Raw genomic sequence first — 21,405 nt, forward strand, 5'->3', positions numbered from 1 at the left:
GGTGCGGTCACCCCTCCGATCATGCCGCATCCGGCCGACAACTCCCGGGTGTCGCACCGTCAGTGCGGGTGCGGCCCCGAGCGGTGCACCGGCCCGTGGGTGTCGGCGCAGTGCTCGCGGTCGTCGTCGGCGGCCGACAGCGTGCCGCTGGGCGCGATCTGCAGCAGCCCGTCCGGGCCGTCCACGCCGACGTGGTCGACCTGCAGGGTGGCGTGGGTGATCCGGTACTCCTCGCGCAGTCGGCGCTGCAGTTCGCGCTGCACCGCGTGGCAGTCGCCGCCCGGGGTGACCAGGACGTGCGCGGACAGCGCCGGCTCGTTCGAGGTGATCTCCCAGATGTGCAGGTCGTGGACCTCCTCCACCTGCGCCGCCGCCACCATCCGGTCCGCCACCGCGTCCGGGTCGATCCCGGCGGGCGCGGCCTCCAGGAAGATCCGCGCCGAGTCCCGGACCAGTCCCGTCCCGGCCCGCAGCATCAGCGCCACCACCACCAGCGAGGCGATCGCGTCCGCCCGGACGAACCCGGTCAGCAGCACCACCGCGCCCGCCACCGCCGTCGCGACGAACGCGTACAGGTCGGTCAGCACGTGCTGGAACGCGCCCTCCACGTTCAGCGAGGACCGGTTCGCCCGCGACAGGCACCAGGTCGCCGCGACGTTCACCACCACGCCCGCCAGCGCCGTCACCAGCACCAGCGAACCGCGCACCTCCGGCGGGTGGACCAGCCGGGTCACCGCCTCGTAGCCCAGCCAGGCCGACAGCACCAACAGCGTCACCCCGTTCGCCTGCGCGGAGAGGATCTCGGCCCGCTTCAGCCCGTACGTGTAGCCGCCGCGCGCCGGACGCGCCGCCAGCCGCATCGCCACCAGGGCCAGCGCGATCGAGGCCGCGTCGGTCAGCATGTGCGCCGCGTCCGAGATCAGCGCCAGCGAACGGGCGGCGAAACCGACCACCACCTCGCCCGCCATGAACACCAGCAGCAGCACCAGCGCGCTCCACAACCACTTGCGGTCCGCGTCCGCCGAGACCGCGTGGCTGTGCCCGGCGTGCGAACCGCGCCGGTCGTCGTGGTCGTGGTCGTGCCCGTGCCCGTGCCCGGCCATCGAGGTCCCTCCGCTCTGCTGCCCGTACCGGCAGTGAACCCCAGAACGGAGGAAGATCCAAAGGCGGCAGTGGTGACCGTTGTCGTTCTCCGCTGCGCCATCCGGGTCGGGTAGGGTGCGCCCCGCATCCGCGCGGGTCGCGCGGCGGTTGAGCTGGGGAGCGGACGCGAATGGCGGAGGAGACGGGCGCGGAGCCGGCGGACGCGGGGGCGGGTGGTGCGGGGGCGGGCGAACGGGTGCCGCTGACGCTGATCGCCCGGGAGTGGGGCCGGATCGGCGTGCTCGGCTTCGGCGGCCCGCCCGCGCACATCCTGCTGCTGCGCCGGCTCTGCGTGGAACGCCGCGGCTGGATCGCCGCGAGCGAGTTCGAGGACGGCATCGCCGCCACCAACCTGCTGCCCGGACCGGCCTCCACCCAGCTGGCGATCTTCACCGCCTGGCGGCTGCGCGGCACCGCCGGGGCGCTGGTCGGCGGCGCGGCGTTCATCCTGCCCGGGCTGGCGCTGATCCTGCTGCTGTCCGCGCTGTTCCTGACCGGGCACCCGCCGCGCTGGGTGCTCGGTGCCGCCGCGGGCGCGGGCAGCGCGGTCGCCGCCGTCGCGGTCCAGGCCACCAGCACCCTCGTCCCGCCCAGCCTGCGCCGCTCCGGCCCCGGCCGGGCCCGGCTCCGCTGGAGCGCCTACCTGCTGCTCGGCGCGGCCGCCGCGGTCCTCGCCGGCCCCTGGCTGGTCCTGGTCCTGCTGGCCGCCGGCGCCGCCGAGATCGCCTTCCGCCGCCGCGACCGCACCGCCCCCGGCCCCGTTCCCGCCCCTGCCCGAACCAGCCGTACGGGGGACACCCCGCTCGGCCGACCGGACCAGGGCCCGCGCCGGACGCTGCCGCTGCTCGTCCCCGGCCTGGTCCCCGGCCTCGCCGCGACCGGCGGGCTCGGCGCGCTCGCCTGGGTCGCGCTCAAGGTCGGGGCGCTGTCCTACGGCGGCGGCTTCGTGATCATCCCGCTGATGCAGCAGGACGCCGTCGAGCGCTACCACTGGATGACCGACGGCCAGTTCCTCAACGCGGTGGCGCTCGGCCAGATCACCCCCGGCCCGGTGGTGCAGACCGTCTCGGTGGTCGGCTACGCGGCCGCCGGCGTCCTCGGCGGACTGCTCGCCGCCGCGGTGGCCTTCACCCCGTCCTTCCTGTTCGTGCTGTTCGGCGCCGCCCACTTCGACCGGCTGCGCGCCAACACCGCCGTGCAGGACTTCCTCACCGGCGCCGGCCCCGCCGTCATCGGCGCCATCGCCGGCTCCGCGCTCCCGCTCGCCCTCGCCCTCGGCCGCCCCTGGCAGTACGGCGTGCTGGCGCTGGCCGCGCTCTGGCTGCTGGTGCTGCGCCGGGGCGTGGTCCCCTGCCTGCTCGGCGCGGCCGGCCTCGGCGTCCTGGCCGCCGTGACCGGGCTCGCGCTGCCGTGACCGGGGCCCGGGCCGCGGTGGTGACGCGGGCCGCGGGGTTCAGAAGCTCGGCAGGGCCACGTCCGCCGGGGTGGCCGGGGTGGTGAGCGGGGCCAGCCGGGTCGCGTTGACCAGGGCGCGGGCCACCCGCAGGTCCTCGCCCTGCTCGGGGTGCCACTGGACGCCGACGGTGAAGCCCGCGCCCTCGACCGCCTCGACGGTGCCGTCCCCGGCGTACGCGCTGACCACCAGGCCCTCGCCGAGCCGGGCCACCGCCTGGTGGTGGAAGGTCGGGACGAGCACCGACTCCTCCGGCAGCAGGTCGGCGAGCAGGGTGCCCGGCACCGGGCGGACCGCGTGCCGGCCGTACTCGCCGGGCTCGCCGACGTGGCTCAGCTCCTCGCCGACCACGTCCGGGAGGTGCTGGACCAGCGAGCCGCCGCACACCACGTTCAGCAACTGCATGCCCCGGCAGATGCCCAGCAGCGGAGTGCCGGCGCCCAGCGCGGCGCGGATCAGCGCCGCCTCCCACAGGTCGCGCTCGGGGGCGCTGGCCACCGTCAGCGGGTGCGGGCGCTCGCCGTACAGCGCCGGGTCGACGTCCTCGCCGCCCGCGATCACCAGGCCGTCCAGCCGGGCCACCACGGCCGCCGCGTGCTCCGGCGCGTCCGGCGGCAGCATCACGGCGATCCCCCCGGCCTCGCGCACCAACTCGGGGTAGCGGACGGGGAGCAGCACCGAGCGCATGCTGTCCCAGCGCCCCCAGGCGGCGTCGTTGAGGTAGGTGCTGATGCCGATCACGGGGCGAGAGGTCATGGCGCGCATTCTGCCGTGCGGGCCCGCCCCCCGCCGTACGACCCACCACCCCCGTGCGCCCCTTCAGGCGCGTGGAGCACAGCGCGCGCCGCTGACGGCGCTGATCGGGCCATCGGTGCCCGTGCGGCCGGGCGGTGGCGGACGTTCAGGGCCGGCGGGTGCCGAACTGGCGGCGCAGGTATCCGTGCCAGGCGTGGACGTAGGCGGTGCTGAGCGCGGCTTCGGGGGCGAAGAGGTCCCAGGCGTGGTACGTGCCGGGGTACAGGTGCAGTTCGACGGGTACGCCGCTGGCCTGGAGCCGCGTCGCGTAGTTCAGGTCCTCGTCGCGGAAGACGTCGAGTTCGGCGGCTGCGATGAAGGTGGGCGGCAGGCCGGTGAGGTCCGTCGTGCGCGCGGGTGCGCTGTACGGCGGCACGTCGTCGGCGCCGGCGCGGTCTCCGAGGATCAGGTTCCAGGCCAGGATGTTGGTCGCGCGGTCCCAGATGCCGATGTCGGTGACCTCGTGGCTGGAGGCGGTGGTGTTGCGGTCGTCGAGCATCGGGTGGCTCAGGGCCTGGAACAGCGGCGCCGGCTCGCCCTGGTCGCGGATCATGAGTGCGGTGGCTGCGGCGATGCCGCCGCCTCCGCTCTGCCCGGCCAGGGCGACGCGGTCCTCTTCGATGCCGAGCGCGGCTGCCCGGCTGCGGAGCCAGCGGTAGGCGAGCAGGCCGTCTTCGGCGGCGGCCGGGGCGGGGGCCTCCGGCGCGAGCCGGTATTCGACGGAGGCGACGAGGCAGCCGACCTCCAGGGCGAGGTGCTTGAGGGTGGGGTCGTCCTGGGCCGCGTACCCGAGGACCTGCCCGCCGCCGTGGAACCAGAGCAGGGCCGGCAGCGGCCCGGCCGCCCCGGTGGGCCGCAGCAGTCGGATGGTGAGGGTGGATCCGTCGGGGCGCGGCGCCCGGACTTCTTCCACCGACACGGACCGCTCGTCCGGTACCTGGGCGGCGATCGCCTCGGCGAAGGCGCGGACGCCGGCGCGCGTGCCCTCCAGGTCGCCGAGGTCGAACACCCCGGCCTCCGTCATCGGTACCGCCTTCAGGACCTCCGCGAGCTCCGGGGCGATCCGCTCGTGTGCGTTCTCGGTGTTCATGCTGCTCGTCTCTTTTCGGCTGCACACCAGCCGGTCGTGCGGGGGGCGATGGGTGCGCCCGGTCCCGCCGAGCCGTCTGGACGGGCGGGAGGACCGGGCCGGGGTGAGGAGAAGGGGTGGGTTCAGCCCACGGTGGTGGCGGGGGCGTCGAAGTAGTGGCCCCCGCCGAGGTCGTCGACGAGGCCGGGCTGGACGGGCGTCCAGCCCAGGAGGTCGCGGGTCAGCCTGCTGGAGGCCGGGTTGTCCGCCCGGGCGTGGGCGCTCAGGAAGCCGAAGTGGGCCTCGGCCCCGGTCGGCGCGATGCTGACCGCGGGCAGACCCAGCCCGCGGCCGATGCTCTCCGCGATCTGGCGGAAGGTGATCCCCTCGTCGTCGACGGCGTGCAGCCGGGACCCCGCGGGGGCCGATTCCAGCGCCAGCCGGTACAGGCGCGCCGCGTCGAGCGTGTGCACGGCGGGCCAGCGGTTGGCCCCGTCGCCGACGTAGGCCGAGACGCCCTTGGCGCGGGCGATGGAGATGAAGGTCGGGATGAAGCCGTTGTGGTCGAGCGGGCTGTGCACGGTCGGAGTGAGCCGGACGACGGATGACCGGATGCCGCGTTCGGCGAGTGCGACCACCGCGTTCTCGGCCTCGATCCGCGGCCCCGCGTCGAGCACGTCGGTCTCGGTGAGGGCGCCCTGCTGTCCCGCGAAGGCGTACAGCGCGGTTCCCGAGGTGGCCACCAACGGCTTGCCGGTGCCGGCGAGCGCGTTCCCGAGCGCGTCGAGGGCGCGCAGGTCTGCCGCGACCGCTCCGTCGAAGTCGCCGGCGAACATGGCGTCGTGCTTGAAGGCCAGGTGGATGACGCCGTCGGCCGCGCCGGCGGCCGCGGCGAGGCCGTCGAGGTCATCGAGGTCGCCCCGGTGCACCTCGGCACCGGCGGCCGTCAACGCGGCGGCGGACTTGTCCGAGCGGGCCAGTCCGACGACCTGGTGTCCCGCTTCGAGGAGCTCGGGAACGACGGCGGAGCCGAGGTGTCCGGAGGCTCCGGTGACGAATACGCGCATGGTGCTGCCCCTTGCTACGGGCTCCCCGTCAGGGACGGAGAGCGGTGATGTCAGGCCGTGACATCACCGTAGCACCCATGTCAGCCACTGTCATCACTCTCATGTCAGAGCCTGTCATCGCTGTGTAGGATCGGGGCATGAGCCGATGGAAACCCGATGCGCGAGGCCGCCTGGAGAAGGCGGCGATGGAGCTCTACAACGACAAGGGCTTCGACGCCACCACCGTGGCGGAGATCGCCGCCCGGGCCGAGGTCACCGAACGCACCTTCTACCGGCACTTCGCCGACAAGCGGGAAGTCCTCTTCCAGCCCAACGCCCTGGTCGACGTCCTCGCGCACGCCACGGAGACCGCCGCCGACTCCCTGGCGCCACTGGAGGTGATCGCGCGCGCCCTGACCGAAGCCGCTCCCGTCTTCGAGGAGCGCGCGGAGCTGGTGCGGCAGCGCCAAGCCGTCATCGCCGCCAATCCCGAACTGCAGGAACGCGAACTGGCCAAGCACGCCTCACTCGTCTCCACCCTCGACCGCGCGCTCCGGGAACGCGGTCTGGATCCCACTACCGCGACGCTCGCGGCCGAAATCGGGATCGCCGCCTTCAAGGTCGCCTTCGGGCGCTGGGTCGGCGACCCCGACCGGCGGACCCTCGTCCAGCACCTCCGGGAGACCCTGGACGCCACCGGGCACCTCACCGCACCGGCCGAACACTCCGCGACGACCGACGACGCGAGCTTCCAGGGCCGGGAGGACGCGCCGTGAGCGCGGCGGAGGCCCTCCCGGCGCGGTCGGCCGCGGCCGTCACGCCCGGGACCGGCTCCCGGGGAGCCCGGAAGCGGAAGATCGTGTGATTCTCACGGGAATCTCATCGCCGGACCCCCGTTTGCGCCCCCTCGCTGATTTCCCGCTTATCCACCGCCCCCTAGGGTCTCTACCGTGAGCGAGCAGCAGATTCCGGCCGGGTGGTACCCGGACCCCGTCGACACCGACAGCGATCCCCGCCCCCAGCGCTGGTGGGACGGCAAGGGCTGGACCGCCGAGACCCGCCCGGCCCCCGCGGACGCCGCGCCCGCGGCCCCCACCGCGCCCGGCGCGTCCGCGCCCGGGACGGAGGACACGGCCGTCCTGGAGGGCACCGTGCTGGACGCCTCCGGGCAGAGCGTCCAGTACCCCCCGCTGCCCCCGTACACCGGGCAGTACGCGTCGAAGCCGGCCCGCACCCGGCCGCCGAAGCCGGTGCTGGTCGCCGCCTCGGTCGCCGCCGTGCTCGGCCTGGTGATCGGCTCCGGCGTCACCTACCTGGTGATGGACGGCCGCCACGACAAGACCAGGTCCACCGCCTCGTCGAGCACCGACGGGCGTCGCGGCGGCGGCTTCGGCGGCTTCGGCAACGGGAACGGGAACGGCGGCAGCGGGAACGGGGGCAGCGAGGGCGGCAGCGGCAGCAACGGCGGCAGCGGCACCCCCAGCGACCCGTTCGGCTTCGGCAACGGCGGCGGGAACGGCAGCGGCAAGAACGGCCAGGGCAACGGCGGCACCGGCGGCAGCGGCGGCCAGGGCCAGGGCGGCAGCGGCGGCGGCAGCGGGAAGAGCTCCACCACCGCCGTCGACATGGTCAACGGCATCGCGCTGCCGATCCCGAGCGGCTGGGAGGGCGGCACCGGCCAGGACGGCTACGCGGGCATCTACACCGGCAGCTACACCTGCGTCGACGGCTCGGACAACTGCTCGCTGGGCGGCGTGTCCACCAGCCAGCTCAAGGGCACCGACGCCAAGAAGGTCGCGCAGGACGACATCGCGGACGCCGCGCGGCAGTCCTACGGCGACCTGAACGGCCACGAGGAGCTGAAGAGCGAGGCCGTCACGGTGGCCGGGCGCGACGGCTACCTGGTGCGCTGGAAGGTCGACGCGGCCAAGGGCAACCCGGGCTACGTCGAGACGGTGGTCTTCCCGACCGCCGACGGCAAGGCGCTGACCGCCGTCCACTTCGGCTTCGACATCGCCGACAAGGCGCCCGGCCTGGACCAGATGGACAGCATCCTGAAGGGCATCACCAAGGCCGACGCCGGCTCCTTCGGCGGAGGCGGCACCACCACCTGACCGACCGACCGGCCGGGCGAGGCGACCGCGGCCCGGTGCACCGTTCCCCCTGGGTGGGAGGGGACGGTGCACCGGGCCCACGTGCGCCCGCCAGGTTCTCCCCGGGCGCTCAACCCCCTTCGCGCAGCAGCGTGTTGAGCCGGGCGGCCTGCCGGACGAGATGGTCCCGCTCGGCCGTCGTGACGGCTTCGCGGGCGGCTCGCGCGTACAGTCCGGCGGCGGTCGGCAGTTCGCCGGCCCGTTCGTGCAGGTAGGCCCGGGCGGCGGTGTGGCGGGGGAGCGAGCCGTCCAGTGCGGCGAGCGCGGCCAGGCCCGCGCGGGGGCCGTCCGCCTCGCCGACGGCGACCGCCCGGTTGAGGCGGACGACCGGGTTGTCGGTCAGCGCGGCCAGTTCGTCGTACCACTCGACGATCTGCACCCAGTCCGTCTCGGCGGCCGTCGGCGCGTCCGCGTGCAGGGCGGCGATCGCGGCCTGGGCCTGGAACTCGCCGAGCCGGTCGCGGGCCAGCGCCGCCTGCAGCACGGCGACGCCCTCGGCGATCGCGGCGGTGTCCCAGCGGGTGCGGTCCTGCTCGGCCAGCGGCACCAGGCTGCCGTCCGGCGCGGTCCGCCCGGCCCGGCGGGCGTGGTGCAGCAGCATCAGCGCCAGCAGGCCGGACACCTCGGGGTGGTCGATCCGGGCCGCCAGCTGCCGGGTCAGCCGGATCGCCTCCGCCGCCAGGTCGACGTCCCCCGAGTAGCCCTCGTTGAAGACCAGGTACAGCACCCGCAGCACCGTGGCCACGTCCCCCGGCCGGTCCAGCCGCACGCCCGAGACGGTCCGCTTGGCCCGCGAGATCCGCTGCGCCATGGTCGCCTCCGGCACCAGGTACGCGGCGGCGATCTGCCGGGTGGTCAGCCCGCCGACCGCGCGCAGCGTCAGCGCCACCGCGGAGGACGGCGTCAGCGACGGGTGCGCGCACAGGAAGTACAGCCGCAGCGAGTCGTCGGTGTCCGGCACCGGCCCGGGCCCCGGCTCCTCCTCCACCGCGTCCTCCCGGCGGCGGCGCGCGCTGTCGGCCCGCGCCGCGTCCAGGAACCGCCGCCAGGCGACGGTCACCAGCCAGCCCTTCGGGTCCCGCGGCGGCTCGTCCGGCCAGCGCCGGACGGCCTCCAGCAGGGCCTCCTGGACGGCGTCCTCGGCCGCCGCGAAGTCCGCCCCGCGCCGGACCAGCACGGCCAGCACCTCGGGGGTGAGGACGCGCAGCAGCCCCTCGTCCACGGCCGACGACGCCACCGCGCTCACTCCGTGACGGTCGGCGGCTCGGACATGAACGGGCGCAGCTCCAGCCACTCGCGGATCGGCGTTCCGCCCGCGCCCGGCGCCGCCGACAGCTCGGCGGCCAGCTCCAGCGCCCGCTGGTGGCTGTCCACGTCGATCACCATCCAGCCCGCGATCAGGTCCTTGGTCTCCGCGAACGGCCCGTCGGTGACCGGCGGCTTCCCCTCCCCGCCGTACTGCACCCACGTCCCCTCGGGCGCGAGCGCCTGCGCGTCCACGAACTCGCCGGTCCCCTCCAGCTTCGCCGCGAAGTCCCGCATGTACTGGATGTGCGCGGTGACCTCCTCGGGCGTCCACCGGTCCATCGGCACGAACCCCTCGGGCTCCGGCGCGCCGCGGTAGTGCTTGAGCAGCAGGTACTTCGCCATGGTTCTCACTCCTCGGTCCTGGTGCGGCCCATTGTGGCCGCCTCCACCCCTGGGACGGAGCCGCTCACGGGTTCTCGACACGGACGCGGGAAAAATCCCCGCGGAGTTCTCCGGGGTGGGGCATCGCCGGGTCGCAACCGTCAGAGGGCCGCGCTCCGGCCGGTGAGCAGGACGGTCGGCAACGGGGCCTCCAGCACCAGGGCCCGGGGAAGCGACAGACCGAAGTGCCGCTCCAACACCCCCAGCGCGGCCCGGTGCACCTCGCGGTCGGCCCGCCCCTCGTCCGGCAGACCTTCTGCGCTCAGCAACCGCTCTATTTCGCAAGCCACTTCGGGATCCCCGGCGACCGTCCCGCTGCCCCAGGAGTCGTCCAGGTGCAGATTGAACGAGCACACCGTCCGGCCGTCCCGGTGGTAGTGGAAGGTCGGCGGCACCGGCTTGCCGTTCTCCTCCTCGTACTCCACCGAGAAGACCTCCGCGCCACCCGCGGAGATCACCGGATCGTTCTCGAACTCACCGAACCAGCCTCCGTACGCCACCGCGAAGGTCCACCCGCCGCTCGCCCCCAGCCGCAGTCCGATCCCGTCCCAGGCGTCCCCGAACTCTTCCTCCAGCGCTTCGACCAGCCCGTCCCCGGTGAGCTCGCCGACCGGTTCCACCGTGCGCTCCGACCACCGGGCCGCCGCGGCGATCCGCGCCGCCAGCGCCTCGGCCCCGAGCCCTCGGGCCAGCGTCACGCTGTAGCCGCCGAAGGCGATGCTCCGTGGCCCCGCGAGCCAGGTGATTCCGTCCGTCATGCGGGTGATCATGTCGCACCACGCCGACGCACCCTCCTCCCCGGGCCACCGGACCGCGCCGACCCGGTCACCCGCCCGGGCGGTCCCGGGACCGAGCGGACCGCACCCGGCCGGTCCCGTTCTTCGGGGCGGACGCCGTCGGCCCGGCGCTCGCCGCGACCGCAGCTCGTCGCGCCCGCAGTCCGCCGGGCCTCACAGGAAGGTGTGGCCCTCGCCCCGGTAGGTGGGCACGGTCTCGGTGATCGTGTCGCCCTCGATCAGGTGCAACCGCTCGAAGCGCTCGCACAGTTCACCCGCCTTCGCGTGCCGGAACCACACCCGGTCGCCGATCAGCAGGTCGTCCGCCGCCGACCCGAGCAGCGGCGTCTGCACCTCGCCCGCGCCCTCCTGCGGGTCGTAGCGCAGACCGGCCGGCAGGTACGGGACGGGGGAGCGGTCCGCGCCCGCCGGGCCGGACGCCGGGTAGCCGCCGCCCAGCACCGTCACCACGCCCACCCCGGGACGCCGCACCACCGGCTGCGCGAACAGCGCGGCCGGACGGCCGTGGAACGACCGGTAGTTGTCGAACAGCCGGGGCACGAACAGGCCCGAACCGGCCGCCACCTCGGTCACCGCGCGCTCCGCCACCGTCGACTCCACGCTGCCGGTGCCGCCGCCGTTCACGAACTCCAGCTCGGCGACCTCGCGCACCCGCCGCACCACCTCGGCGCGCCGCGCCGCCAGCTCGCCACGGGCCCTCGCCTGCATCAGCCGCACCGCCGCCGACCGCAGCGGACGCCCCGGCACCGCGTCCCCGACCCCCGCCACGTGGCCCTCGTACGCCATCAGCCCGACCACCTCGAAGCCCTTGCGGCGGCCCACCAGTTCGGCGAACCGGCCCAGCTGCTCGGGCGTCCGCAGCGGCGAGCGCCGCGCGCCCACCCGGACCCGGCCGCCCAGCAGTTGCAGCGAGGTGTCCAGCTCCAGGCAGACCCGCACCGTCGCCGAACCCTCCCGGGCCGCGTCGATCAGGTCCAGCTGGGCCACGTCGTCCACCACCACGCTGACCTGCCGGGCCAGCTCCGGGTCGGCCGTCAGCCGCCCGAACGCGGCCCGGTCCGCCGACGGGTACGCCAGCAGCACGTCGGTGAACCCGGACTCCACCAGCCACAGCGACTCCGCCAGCGTGAAGCTCATCACCCCCGCGAACCCGTCCACCTTCAGCACCCGCTCCAGCAGCGCCCGGCAGCGCACCGACTTCGACGCCACCCGGACCGGCTTCCCGCCCGCCCGCCGCACCAGGTCCGCCGCGTTCGCGTCGAACGCCGCCAGGTCCACGATCGCCAACGGCGCGTCCAGGTGAGCCGTCGCCCGGTCGTAGCGGGCCCGGTCGGAGACGGTTCCGCCGGTCGCAGCGGTTTCCACGAGTGCCATGGCCGCAGACTGCCACATCCCCCTACTCGGCGGTAGATCCACCGGCCCCCCAATCCGCGGCGCCCGCCCGCCGGACGACGCGCAGGAGGCGGAAGCGCGCCGGGTCCGGGAGGCGTGCCCAGACGGCGCGCTCGGGCGGTGTGCTCAGGCGGTGTGCAGGGTGCGCCAGCGGGTGGGATCCTCCGGGTCCCGGTCGATCACGCGCACCGGGGGCCAGGCCCACTGCCACACGCCGCTGCCCGGTACCCGGGAGAACCGCACCGGTCCACGGGTGCCGGTCACCGCCACGTCCGGCCAGCGGACCCCGTCGCCGCCCGCAACCCGCAGCGCCGCCGCCAGCACGGCCACCGCGTCCCAGCCCTCGAACGCGACGAACGACGGTTCGGCGCCCAGCAGTTCGCGCAACTCCGCGTCCACCCGGGTGCCGAGCGGGCCCAGCCGCTCGGGCAGGTAGCTCAGGAACGGGACCCCGGCGCCGTCCGCACCCAACAGGTCCAGCCACTCCCCGAACTCCGGCTGCCCGGCCGGCGCCCCCAGCAGCAGCCCGCGCAGCCGCCGGTCGCGCCGCACCGCCCGGACGATCGGCACCGCCGGATCCGGATGCCCGACGAGCAGCAGCAGCGCGCCCGCCCCGCTGCCCGCCACCGCGTCGCACAGCGCCCGGGGCGGCCGCCCGCGCAGGTCGAACGCCACCACCTCCCCGCCGTGCGCCGCGAAGCACCCGCGCAGGACCTCCACCCCCGCCGCCCAGTACGCCCCCGGGGCGACGGCCACCGCGATCCGGCGGTGGCCCGCGCGGAGCAGGAACTCCGCGTAGACCCGCCAGCCGTACGACTGCGCCGGGGCGAGCCGCGCCACCCGGGCGGCCTGCCCGTCGACCAGCCCGTCCAGCACCGCCGAGGAGCACAGGTACGGCAGGCCCGACGCCTCGGCCCGCTCCGCCACCGCCCGGGCCACCACGCTGTGGTACTCGCCCACCAGCGCCGCCACCCCCAGCCCGGCCAGCTCCCCGACCGCCTCCGCCGCCCGCACCGGATCCGCCGCCGTGTCCCGCACCAGCAACTCGACCGGCCGCCCGCCGATCCCGCCCGCCGCGTTGACGTCCCGGACCCCCAGTTCGAGCCCGGCCGCCAACTGCCGCCCCGCCCCCACCCATCCGGGCGGGCTCAACGGCGCCAGCGCCCCGATCCGCACCACCGACACGCCGTCAACTCCCCTCGCCACCGGACCTCCCGCCGGTCCGCCCGCCGGTCCGCCCACCGGCCCCCGATTATCCGCCCCACCGGCCGGCGCTCGGTGCCGGGGTTCGTGCGGGCGGGCGGGCGCTGCCGTCCCCCGCCCGCCCGTCAGCCGCTCGCCGCCGCCCGCCGCCGCCCGCCGCCGCTCGTCCGTCAGCCGCTCGTCCGCCGCTCGTCCGTCAGCCGCCCGTCACCCGCTCGCCGCCGCTCGTCCGTCAGCCGCCCGTCACCCGCTCGCCGCCGCTCGTCCGTCAGCCGCCCGTCACCCGCTCGCCGCCGCTCGTCCGCCGTGGAGCGCCGTCACCGCCCAGCGGGCCGCCGACTCCACCGCCGCCACGCCCTCGGCCCGCTCCGACCAGCCGTCGGAGAGCACCGCCAGCAGTGTCCCGTCCGCCCGGGCGCCGAAGCTGTCGATCACCCACCGGCCGGTCGCACTGCGCGGCAGCCAGCCGTTCTTGAGCGCGGTCGCGCCCGCCGCCGAGACGCCCCAGACCTGCTCGGGCACCACTCCGCGCATCAGCCCGGCCAGCCAGGACCGCCCGGGCAGCGCGGTCCCGTCCGCGAAGACGTGCCGCAGCAGCCGCACCCGGTCGGCGGCGCTGGTCGTGGTCAGCCCCCAGTAGCCGTTCCGACCGGCCGTGGTCTCCACCAGCCCGAGGTCCCGGTACGCCGCGTCCAGCCCGTCCCCGCCGCCGACCGCCAGGTACAGCTCGCTCGCTGCCGCGTTGTCGCTGCGGACGATCGCCAGCTCGGCCAACTCCCTCTCACCGGGCGTCAGCTCGTCCGGACCGCCGCCCCGGCGCAGCAGCAGGGCGGCCACCAGGTCGACCTTCACCGTGCTCGCCGTCACGAACAGTCCGCCGCCGCGCACCGCCGCCGCACCCGTCCCGGGCGCCACGGCCGCCACCGACAACCGTCCACGCCGTTCCACCGACACGCCTCCTCCACCGCCGTTCCGTTCGCGGGCCGTTCCGGCCGCGGACCGTCCCCGGCCCGGTCGGCCCGGCCCGGCCCGGGATAAACGTGGCATACGCTCACGGGGTGGAGCGCAAGAACATCCCCAATCCCGGTTTCGCCGAGGACGACGGCACCGCCGATCCCGCCCTCGCCGCCGCCCTCGCCGTCTGGCAGCAGGACCCGGCCACCGAGCCCGACCTGCTGGCCGCCCTCACCCCGAGCCGGCTGATGGTGCCGATCGTGGCGCTGCTCGGCGAGGTCGAGGTGGACGCCAACGGGCACAAGCACGAGAAGACCAGCGACATGGCCGTTCCGGTCGTGGAGGCCCCGGACGGCCGCCGTGCCCTGCCGGCCTTCACCTCGCTGGCCACCATGGCCGCCTGGCGGCCGGACGCCAGGCCGGCCCCGGTGGTGGCCCCGCAGGCGGCGATGGTGGCCTTCTCCGAGCGGGCCGACACCCTGCTCATCGACCCGGCCGGGCCCGTCAGCTACCAGCTCTCGGGGGCCCGACTGCGGGCCGTCGCGGAGAACCGCCGCTATCTGCCTCCGCACCGCGATCCCGAGGTGCAGCAGGCGCTGCGGGCCCTGCTCGCCGCCGAGCCCGCCGTCGCCGCCGCGCACCTCGCCCCGGCCCCGGACGCCGACGCCACCCTCGCCCTGGTGCTGGCCGACCCCGGTACCGCGCCCGCCGCCGTCCAGTCCCTCGCCACCCGTCTCGGCCAGGCCCTCGCGACCGATCCGACCCTGCGGGTGCGCCTCGACCAGGGCCTCCAACTCGCCTTCCTGGCCCGCCACCCCGAACAGTCGCCCTTCTACCGCGCCGACACCACCGACGCCGCCGACACCGACCCGCAGAGCTGACCGTCCGGAGCCATCGGCCACCGGACGACCGCGGTGCGGTCCTTGAGCCGAGCCCGGGCCAGCGCCCGGTGCAGGCCGCCGTGCGCCGAGTAGTTCTCGTCACCGACTCCGGCCTGGACCCGACCGCCCGGGCCGTGCTCGGCGAACAGGTCGGCCGACTGATCGTGGCCGACGCCCCGTAGTGCCCGCCCCCACCCTGCGAACACGAACGGGTGAAGTCGCAGCAGACCGGTTCGTGTCCGGAGTGGTGCGGCCGGGTACCGCCCGGCGCCTCGCTACGTTGGGGCCTCCCGGGCCGGCCGACGACCTGTCGGCGGGCCCCGCACCGAAGGAGACCCCCGTGTTCTCAAGGGCCAAACGGACCACCTTCTCGGCCGCCCTGGCGTTCGCCGCGGCCACCGCCCTCACCGTCGCCGTCCCCAGCGGCAACGCCTACGCCATCGACCACATCGAGTGCAAGGGCGGCGAGGACTACCTCAAGATCTGGTCCCACCTCGACGGCCAGCAGAGCGTCGACTGCTACGCCAACGCCGGCCGCACCGACTTCGGCGGCTGGTGGATCGACCGGATCTCCACCGGCAACAACGACCTCATCTACTACGACGTCAACGGCGACTCGGTGAAGATCGAGCGCTGGCACGACATCACCTTCCCCAACCGCCCCCCGCGAGTGAAGTCCATCCAGATCCTCTGACCGCTCCGCCCCCAGCCGGTGACCGGGCGGCCGCCTCCAGACGGACGCGGCCGCCCGCCCCGCACCGGTTGTCGCCCGCGCCGTCCGTCCGGAGCCCCGGGACCACTGGCCGAAGCGGGCCGGGTCGGCCAGTGTCATCCCCCGCGAACCGGCGCGATGCGACCGCCGTGACCGAACTCCCGCTCCGGGGGCAGGACCGCCGACCGGCCGCCGCCGGCGGTGGGCCGGCCCGGATGTGCCCGGCGGGCCCGACGGGTCGTCACCGCCGTTACCGTGCAGGGATGATGACCGTACTGGTGAACGGCCTGCCCGGCTCGGGCAAGAGCACCCTCGCGCGCGCCCTGGCCGCCGAACTCGGCCTCCCGCTGTTCAGCAAGGACGCGGTGAAGGAGACCCTGGCCGACCGGCTCGCCGCCCTGCGGGTCCCCGACCGCCGGGAGTGGAGCCGGCTGCTCGGCACCGCCGCGGGCGAGACGCTCTGGACGCTGCTGCGCGACGCCCGCGGCGCGGCCGTGCTGGAGGCGCCCTGGTTGGGCAGCCCGATGCGCGGGACGGTCCGGGCCGGACTGGACGCCGCCGGGGTCGCCACCGCGCAGGAGGTGTGGTGCGAGATCCCCGCCGCCCTGGCCCGCCGCCGCTTCGAGGACCGGATGCCGCACCGCCACCCCGTCCACCCCGAGCGCCCCGGCGAACCCGACGACCGCTGGGACGCCTGGTCCCGCGAGGCCGCCCCGCTCGCCCTCGGCCCGGTCCACCGCGTCGACACCACCGCCCCGGTCGACGTCCCCGCGCTGGCCGCGGCCCTGCGGCGGGCGCACGCGGAGGGCCTCGGTGCCGGGCCCGCCGGAAATCCCGGTACCCCACCCGCCCCGGCAGGAGTAATATACGAAAGCCATTAGAGACCATTACATGCTTGGAGCGCACCCATGCCCGACGACGCCACCGTCCCCGAACTCGTCCGGGCCTGGACCAGCGGGTGGGTGGTCTCCCGCGGCGCCGCCGACCCCGTCCCCGAACCCTGGGGCTGGAGCATCGACGTCGGCCAGACCCGCCAACTGCGGCGCCACCTGCTGCCCGAGCCCGCCGAGGAGGAGGTCCGCACGCTCGCCGGGAGCACCACCGCCCCCTGGACGTGGCTCAAGCTGTTCGCCGAGGACGAGCGCGTCCTGCCCTGGATCGGCCGCGGCTGGCACCAGGACACCCCCGGGTACCTGATGACGCTCCCGCTGCGCCCCGAGCGGGCGGCCGCCCCGGCCGGCTACCGGATCACCACCTGGAGCCGCGGCGGCACCGTCCGGGCCCTGGTCCGCACCGCCGACGGCGCCTTCGCCGCCCGCGGCCAGATCGGCCTGGCCCCCGCCACCCCGCTCGGCGGCCGGACGGACGCCCCGCTGCTCGCCGTCGCCGACCAGATCGAGACCGATCCCGGCCACCGCCGCCGCGGCCTCGGCACGGTCCTGATGCGCACCCTGCAGAACGAGGCGCACGCGGCGGGCGCGCGCACCGCCCTGCTGGTCGGCACGACCGAAGGCCGCGCCCTCTACGGCAGCCTCGGCTGGACGCTGCGCTCCCCGATGGTCAGCCTGTGGTACGACCCCGCGACGCCCACCGCCCGCCCGCACGGCGGCTCCTGACGGAGCGGCCACGGCGGGCGGGCGGCGGAGAAAGGAGCGGGGAGCGGAGGCTCAGGCGGCGATCAGCAGGCTCCGGCGGGGGGCGATCACCCGGCCGTCCGGCAGCAGCTCACCGGTGTCGTCGAACAGCAGCACCCCGTTGCACAGCAGGCTCCAGCCCTGCTCGGGGTGGCGCGCGACCGGGACGGCCGCCTCGCGGTCAGCCGACTCGGCGGACGGACACTCGGTTCGGTGCTGGCACATCCTTGTACCTCGCTTCGCTGAAATCTTGCACCGGATCAGGTGTGAAACGGCGTCAGCCGGGTAGGACGATTGGTCCTCCACCCGACCGACACCAGTGTCCGACTCCGCGGGCGCTCGCGCAGCCATTTGGTGACATGCGCCACAGAAGAGCGTGCGAGATCACCCGACCGGGTGGGAGACGAACGGATCCGCGCACGAACGGGCCATGCCGAACCGATCCGATCGGATCAGTGCGGCATGGCCCGTCCGGGTGGTGCGCGGTCCTCCTGGCGGTGCGCCGGGTCGGTCGGCCGATCGGCCCGGTCAGCCGATCAGCGCGGTCGGCTGCGCGGCGCCGGCCCGGGCCGCGTCCGCCCGGGCGGCGGGGGAGCGCTCCAGGCGGGCCAGCAACTCGGCGGCGGGCAGCGCCTGGTGCGCGGCGACCCCGAGCGGGGCCGGGGCCAGCGGGATCAGCAGGTCCTCCCCGGGCTGGCCGCCGTGCAGCCACAGCGCCGAGGCGTAGTGCTCGGGCAGCGACAGCAGTCGCGGCTCGTACCGCCCGGGCGTGCCGTGGGCGAGCTGCCAGGCCTGGCGCAGCGCCCGCACGGTGGAGTCCAGGAACGGGCCGGCGCTCAGGTGGGAGAACACCGGGCCGTCCGGGCCGCTGACCACCTCGGCGGCGGCCAGCACCCCGTCCAGCCCGTCCTCGGTGAACTCGCCGACGGTCAGCGGCACCTCCGTCGCTCCGCCGCCGCCACCCGTGCAGCCGCTGTGCCCGCAGGGCGCGGCCGCTCCGGACCCGGCCGCTCCGGACCCGGCCGCCGCGGGCGCGCTCCCTCCGGGCGCGTCCGCGGCGGGGGAGCTCTCGCTCAGCAGGAAGCGCCAGCCGGTGCACTCGGCCCCGGCCAGTCGGGGCGCGGGGCCGCGCAGGGCGTGCACGGACAGTGCGAGCAGCGGCCGGGGGCGGCCGGCGCTATGGCGCAGGACGGTGGCCGAGGACGGCGAGAGCTCCGCCTCGGGCGCGAGGGCGGAGAGCGCGGCGCGCAGTGCGCCGGCCGGGGGCTGGGACAGGTGCAGGGTCATGGCTGGGTCGCCTCTCCGTGCGTGATCGGCGTGCCGTTGCGGCATACCGGCATGGCGCCGACATGAGGGAGGTCTGGCCGTGTCCGGTTGTGCGTGGGCGCCGAGTGTGGTGGGCGGGTCGTCGACGAGAGTCCCTCGGCATCGTGGGTGTCTCGGACGGCCCTGACCGGGCCTGAGCGGCGTGCGAATTCCATTCGAACAGGTGCACAGGGTGACCTTCATATCACGTTCGGTTGTGGCGCACAAGTCGGGGACTAGCTGACCGATCGTCAACAACCCTGTCTCGCCCGGGTGTTCGGATCGCGGGATATCGATCTTCGAGCGGGGCATGATGCTGGGGCACTGTCGACCGAGGGGAGAGAAGGCACCCGTGGGCGAGAAGGTCGTGGCGACCCGGGCGGAGCTGGCCGACCGGCAGCTCTACCGCCGCAAGCTCCAGTCCTGTCTGGACGTGCTGGAGCGGATGCTCAGGGAGGAGCGGTTCGACCGCCCGAAGGCGATGATGGGCCTGGAGATCGAACTGAACCTGGCCGACGAGCAGGGCCTCCCGGTGCTCGGCAACGAGCAGGTGCTGGACGCGATCTCCTCGGCGGACTTCCAGACCGAACTGGGCCGGTTCAACATCGAGGTCAACGTCGCCCCGCGCCGCCTGACCGGCCACGTCTTCGAGGACCTGCGCGAGGAGCTGGACACCGGCCTGCGCTACGCCGACCGGCGGGCCGCCGCCGCGGGCGCCCGGATCGTGATGGTCGGCATCCTGCCCACCCTCGACCTGGAGCACGCCGGGCTGGACGCGATGAGCCGCAACGACCGCTACAGCCTGCTCAGCGACCAGATCCTGGCCGCCCGCGGCGAGGACATCGCGCTCGACATCGACGGCGTGGAGCGCCTCGCCGTCGACTCGGTGTCGATGGTCGCCGAAGCCGCCGCCACCTCGCTGCAACTGCACCTGCAGGTCACCCCCGCCCGGTTCGCCTCGGTGTGGAACGCGGCCCAGGCGATCTGCGGCGCGCAGCTCGCGCTCGGCGCCAACTCCCCCTTCCTGTTCGGCCGCGAGCTGTGGCGCGAGACCCGCCCGGTGCTGTTCCAGCAGGCGTGCGACACCCGTTCGGCCGAGCTCAAGGCCCAGGGCGTGCGCCCCATCACCTGGTTCGGGGAGCGCTGGGTCGACTCCGCGCTCGACCTGTTCGCCGAGAACCTGCGCTACTTCCCCGCGCTGCTGCCGATCTGCGACGACGAGGACCCGGTCAAGGTGCTCTCCTCCGGCGGCGTCCCCCGGCTCGGCGAGATGCGGCTGCACAACGGCACCATCTACCGCTGGAACCGCCCGGTGTACGACGTCGCCGACGGCGTCGCCCACCTGCGGGTGGAGAACCGCTGCCTGCCCGCCGGCCCGACCGTGGCCGACACGCTGGCCAACGCCGCCTTCTACTACGGCCTGGTCCGGGTGCTGGCCGAGCAGCCCCGTCCGATCTGGACCAGGCTCCCGTTCGAACAGGCCGACGAGAACTTCCGCAACGGCGCCCGGCACGGCATCGACGCCGTCCAGTGGTGGCCGCGCGGCGGCCGCGGCGCCCGCGGCCAGGTCGAGCTCCCGGCCACCGACCTGGTGCTGAACGAACTGCTGCCGCTGGCCCACCAGGGCCTGGACGAGTGGGGCGTCGAGCCCCGCGACCGGGACCGCTACCTCGGCATCATCGAGCAGCGCTGCCTGCGCCGCACCAACGGCGCCGCCTGGCAGGCCGCCACCGTGCACCGGCTGCGCGAGCACCACAACCTCGGCCCGAACGAGGCGATCGCCGCGATGACCCGCCGCTACATCGAGTGCATGCGCAGCGGCGAGCCGGTGCACACCTGGCCGGTCGACTGAGGCCGCGGCCGCGGCCGCCTGCGGCGCTTCACGGGCGGCTCATCTTCCTGTGAAAGGATGATCGGCCCGGGGCGGCAGCACGCCCCGGGCCGATCGTCCGCCCCCGGGAGACCCGTGACCACCGCCTCGGCCGAGCCCGCCACCACCCCCCAGACCCCCTCGCGCCGGCTGCTCGCCGCCGAACTGCTGATCGTCCTCGGCCTCTCCCTCGGTGCCAGCGGCATCACCTCGCTGATCAGCTTCGTCGGCTCGCTCACCGAACCCGCCTCGCTCGGCAGCCAGGTCGCCACCCTGAACGCCTCCCGCGCCCCCGGCCGGCCCTGGCTCGACCTCGCCTGGCAGCTCTACTACGTCGCCCGCGGCCTGATGCCGGTCGTCCTGGTCGGCTACCTGCTGCTGCGCGAGGGCAGTTCGCTGCGGGCGCTCGGCTTCGACCTGCGCCACAAGCTCTCCGACCTCGGCCGCGGCACCCTGGTCGCCGCCTGCATCGGCGGCTCCGGCCTGGCCCTCTACCTGGGCGCCCAGGCCGCGGGCTTCAACCTCACCGTCGCCCCCTCCGGCCTGCCCGACGTCTGGTGGCGGATCCCGGTCCTGACCGCCTCCGCCTGGCAGAACGCCGTCCTGGAGGAGGTCGTGGTGGTCGGCTACCTGCTGCGCCGCCTGCACCAGCTCGGCTGGGGCTGGCCCGCGGCGGTCGCCGCCAGCGCGGTGCTGCGCGGCTCCTACCACCTCTACCAGGGCGTCGGCGGCCTGGTCGGCAACATGGTGATGGGCGTGGTCTTCTGCCTGCTCTACCGCCGCTGGCAGCGGGTCGGCCCGCTGGTCGCCGCGCACGCCCTGATCGACACCACCGCCTTCGTCGGATACGCCCTGCTGGCGGGCCACGTCAGCTGGCTGCCCTGACCGCCGGGCCCCGCGCCGCGGGCCTGACGGCCCGTCACCCCGCGGCGGTAGGCTGACCCCGACGGCCGGGGGACCGGAGTACGCACGACAGGGGAGGGCGACATGGACGGACGGACCGGCACGCACGGCGACCGGGTGCGGATGATCACCGACGCGCTGCACAAGCTCACCGGCGAACCGCCGACCGTCGAGCGCCCGCACGGCGCCGGCGCGACCCGGATCTCGGTGCGGGTCACCGAGCAGCCCGACGAGACCCAGACGCTCGCCGTGCTGCGGGTGCTCCGGCTCGGCGACCGCTTCGGCCACAGCGAGCGCGCCCGCTGGGAGCGGATCTGGGTCGAGGTCGCCGACCGCCCGCGCCCCGGGCCCGGCCCCACCGCGCCCGCCGCCCCCGCGCCCCGCGCCCGCCCGCAGCCGGCGCAGC

At 75.3% G+C, this 21,405-nt stretch carries 22 protein-coding genes; 10 read left to right on the forward strand and 12 right to left on the reverse strand.

Going from position 1 to position 21,405, the window contains the following annotated elements; genetic code table 11:
• Positions 1 to 59: 59 nt before the first annotated feature.
• Entirely contained in the window at positions 60 to 1,103 is a 1,044-nt protein-coding gene (locus ABD345_RS16185; RefSeq protein ID WP_344552823.1) for a cation diffusion facilitator family transporter, read from the reverse strand.
• Between the two features lie 170 nt (positions 1,104 to 1,273).
• Between ABD345_RS16185 and chrA the strand changes: the two genes are divergently transcribed.
• Entirely contained in the window at positions 1,274 to 2,557 is a 1,284-nt protein-coding gene (gene chrA / locus ABD345_RS16190) for a chromate efflux transporter (RefSeq protein ID WP_344552824.1), read from the forward strand.
• A 39-nt stretch (positions 2,558 to 2,596) separates the two neighbouring features.
• On the opposite strand, the gene ABD345_RS16195 is transcribed toward chrA, so the two are convergent.
• The 3 genes from ABD345_RS16195 to ABD345_RS16205 all read right to left on the reverse strand — a co-directional run bounded on the left by ABD345_RS16195 (position 2,597) and on the right by ABD345_RS16205 (position 5,527).
• Positions 2,597 to 3,352: a gamma-glutamyl-gamma-aminobutyrate hydrolase family protein gene (locus tag ABD345_RS16195; RefSeq protein ID WP_344552825.1), complete on the reverse strand. Its 756-nt coding sequence runs from the start codon at positions 3,350 to 3,352 to the stop codon at positions 2,597 to 2,599.
• A gap of 145 nt (positions 3,353 to 3,497) precedes the next feature.
• Positions 3,498 to 4,481 (reverse strand): alpha/beta hydrolase fold domain-containing protein, encoded by a 984-nt coding sequence (locus ABD345_RS16200; protein WP_344552826.1) that lies wholly within the window; start codon positions 4,479 to 4,481, stop codon positions 3,498 to 3,500.
• Positions 4,482 to 4,603: 122 nt separating this feature from the next.
• Positions 4,604 to 5,527: an SDR family oxidoreductase gene (locus ABD345_RS16205; RefSeq protein ID WP_344552827.1), complete on the reverse strand. Its 924-nt coding sequence runs from the start codon at positions 5,525 to 5,527 to the stop codon at positions 4,604 to 4,606.
• Between the two features lie 137 nt (positions 5,528 to 5,664).
• On the opposite strand from ABD345_RS16205, the gene ABD345_RS16210 reads away from it, so the two are divergent.
• Together ABD345_RS16210 and ABD345_RS16215 are read left to right on the forward strand one after the other, a co-directional pair.
• The gene (locus ABD345_RS16210) at positions 5,665 to 6,282 is read left to right on the forward strand and encodes a TetR family transcriptional regulator (RefSeq protein WP_344552828.1); all 618 of its coding nucleotides are present in this window, start codon (positions 5,665 to 5,667) and stop codon (positions 6,280 to 6,282) included.
• Positions 6,283 to 6,456: 174 nt separating this feature from the next.
• The gene (locus ABD345_RS16215; RefSeq protein WP_344552829.1) at positions 6,457 to 7,620 is read left to right on the forward strand and encodes a DUF2510 domain-containing protein; all 1,164 of its coding nucleotides are present in this window, start codon (positions 6,457 to 6,459) and stop codon (positions 7,618 to 7,620) included.
• Positions 7,621 to 7,729: 109 nt separating this feature from the next.
• On the opposite strand, the gene ABD345_RS16220 is transcribed toward ABD345_RS16215, so the two are convergent.
• The 6 genes from ABD345_RS16220 to ABD345_RS16245 form a co-directional block, all read right to left on the reverse strand.
• Entirely contained in the window at positions 7,730 to 8,881 is a 1,152-nt protein-coding gene (locus tag ABD345_RS16220; protein ID WP_344552849.1) for an RNA polymerase sigma factor, read from the reverse strand.
• 20 nt (positions 8,882 to 8,901) lie between these two features.
• Entirely contained in the window at positions 8,902 to 9,309 is a 408-nt protein-coding gene (locus tag ABD345_RS16225; RefSeq protein WP_344552830.1) for a YciI family protein, read from the reverse strand.
• 140 nt (positions 9,310 to 9,449) lie between these two features.
• Positions 9,450 to 10,106 carry a DUF6461 domain-containing protein gene (locus ABD345_RS16230; protein WP_344552831.1) on the reverse strand — a complete coding sequence of 219 codons (657 nt, stop codon included), beginning with the start codon at positions 10,104 to 10,106 and terminating at the stop codon, positions 9,450 to 9,452.
• Positions 10,107 to 10,298: 192 nt separating this feature from the next.
• Positions 10,299 to 11,519: an alanine racemase gene (locus ABD345_RS16235; RefSeq protein WP_344552832.1), complete on the reverse strand. Its 1,221-nt coding sequence runs from the start codon at positions 11,517 to 11,519 to the stop codon at positions 10,299 to 10,301.
• 144 nt (positions 11,520 to 11,663) lie between these two features.
• Entirely contained in the window at positions 11,664 to 12,743 is a 1,080-nt protein-coding gene (locus ABD345_RS16240) for an ABC transporter substrate-binding protein (RefSeq protein WP_344552833.1), read from the reverse strand.
• Between the two features lie 276 nt (positions 12,744 to 13,019).
• A complete protein-coding gene (locus ABD345_RS16245) occupies positions 13,020 to 13,688 on the reverse strand; it encodes a serine hydrolase (RefSeq protein ID WP_344552834.1) in 669 nt (222 codons plus the stop codon).
• A gap of 110 nt (positions 13,689 to 13,798) precedes the next feature.
• On the opposite strand from ABD345_RS16245, the gene ABD345_RS16250 reads away from it, so the two are divergent.
• The 4 genes from ABD345_RS16250 (at position 13,799) to ABD345_RS16265 (ending at position 16,903) form a co-directional block, all read left to right on the forward strand.
• Positions 13,799 to 14,575: an SseB family protein gene (locus ABD345_RS16250; protein ID WP_344552835.1), complete on the forward strand. Its 777-nt coding sequence runs from the start codon at positions 13,799 to 13,801 to the stop codon at positions 14,573 to 14,575.
• Positions 14,576 to 14,915: 340 nt separating this feature from the next.
• A complete protein-coding gene (locus ABD345_RS16255; protein ID WP_344552836.1) occupies positions 14,916 to 15,269 on the forward strand; it encodes a beta/gamma crystallin domain-containing protein in 354 nt (117 codons plus the stop codon).
• A 281-nt stretch (positions 15,270 to 15,550) separates the two neighbouring features.
• Positions 15,551 to 16,168, forward strand: a complete 618-nt coding sequence (locus tag ABD345_RS16260; protein ID WP_344552837.1) for a P-loop nucleotide/nucleoside kinase family protein — start codon at positions 15,551 to 15,553, stop codon at positions 16,166 to 16,168.
• 27 nt (positions 16,169 to 16,195) lie between these two features.
• The gene (locus ABD345_RS16265; protein WP_344552838.1) at positions 16,196 to 16,903 is read left to right on the forward strand and encodes a GNAT family N-acetyltransferase; all 708 of its coding nucleotides are present in this window, start codon (positions 16,196 to 16,198) and stop codon (positions 16,901 to 16,903) included.
• Between the two features lie 51 nt (positions 16,904 to 16,954).
• On the opposite strand, the gene ABD345_RS16270 is transcribed toward ABD345_RS16265, so the two are convergent.
• Both ABD345_RS16270 and ABD345_RS16275 read right to left on the reverse strand, forming a co-directional pair.
• A complete protein-coding gene (locus ABD345_RS16270; protein WP_033251206.1) occupies positions 16,955 to 17,146 on the reverse strand; it encodes a DUF5999 family protein in 192 nt (63 codons plus the stop codon).
• A 303-nt stretch (positions 17,147 to 17,449) separates the two neighbouring features.
• Complete coding sequence (locus tag ABD345_RS16275) at positions 17,450 to 18,208, reverse strand: hypothetical protein (protein ID WP_344552840.1); 759 nt, start codon at positions 18,206 to 18,208, stop codon at positions 17,450 to 17,452.
• Between the two features lie 370 nt (positions 18,209 to 18,578).
• Between ABD345_RS16275 and ABD345_RS16280 the strand changes: the two genes are divergently transcribed.
• From ABD345_RS16280 to ABD345_RS16290, 3 genes are all read left to right on the forward strand, one after another.
• Positions 18,579 to 20,078: a glutamate-cysteine ligase family protein gene (locus tag ABD345_RS16280; protein ID WP_344552841.1), complete on the forward strand. Its 1,500-nt coding sequence runs from the start codon at positions 18,579 to 18,581 to the stop codon at positions 20,076 to 20,078.
• Positions 20,079 to 20,192: 114 nt separating this feature from the next.
• Positions 20,193 to 20,981 carry a CPBP family intramembrane glutamic endopeptidase gene (locus ABD345_RS16285; RefSeq protein WP_344552842.1) on the forward strand — a complete coding sequence of 263 codons (789 nt, stop codon included), beginning with the start codon at positions 20,193 to 20,195 and terminating at the stop codon, positions 20,979 to 20,981.
• Positions 20,982 to 21,083: 102 nt separating this feature from the next.
• Positions 21,084 to 21,405 (forward strand): hypothetical protein (locus ABD345_RS16290; protein WP_344552843.1); only part of this gene is annotated, 322 nt, incomplete at its 3' end.

The organism is Kitasatospora saccharophila (genome assembly GCF_039529925.1).
Taxonomy (GTDB): Bacteria; Actinomycetota; Actinomycetes; order Streptomycetales; family Streptomycetaceae; genus Kitasatospora; species Kitasatospora saccharophila.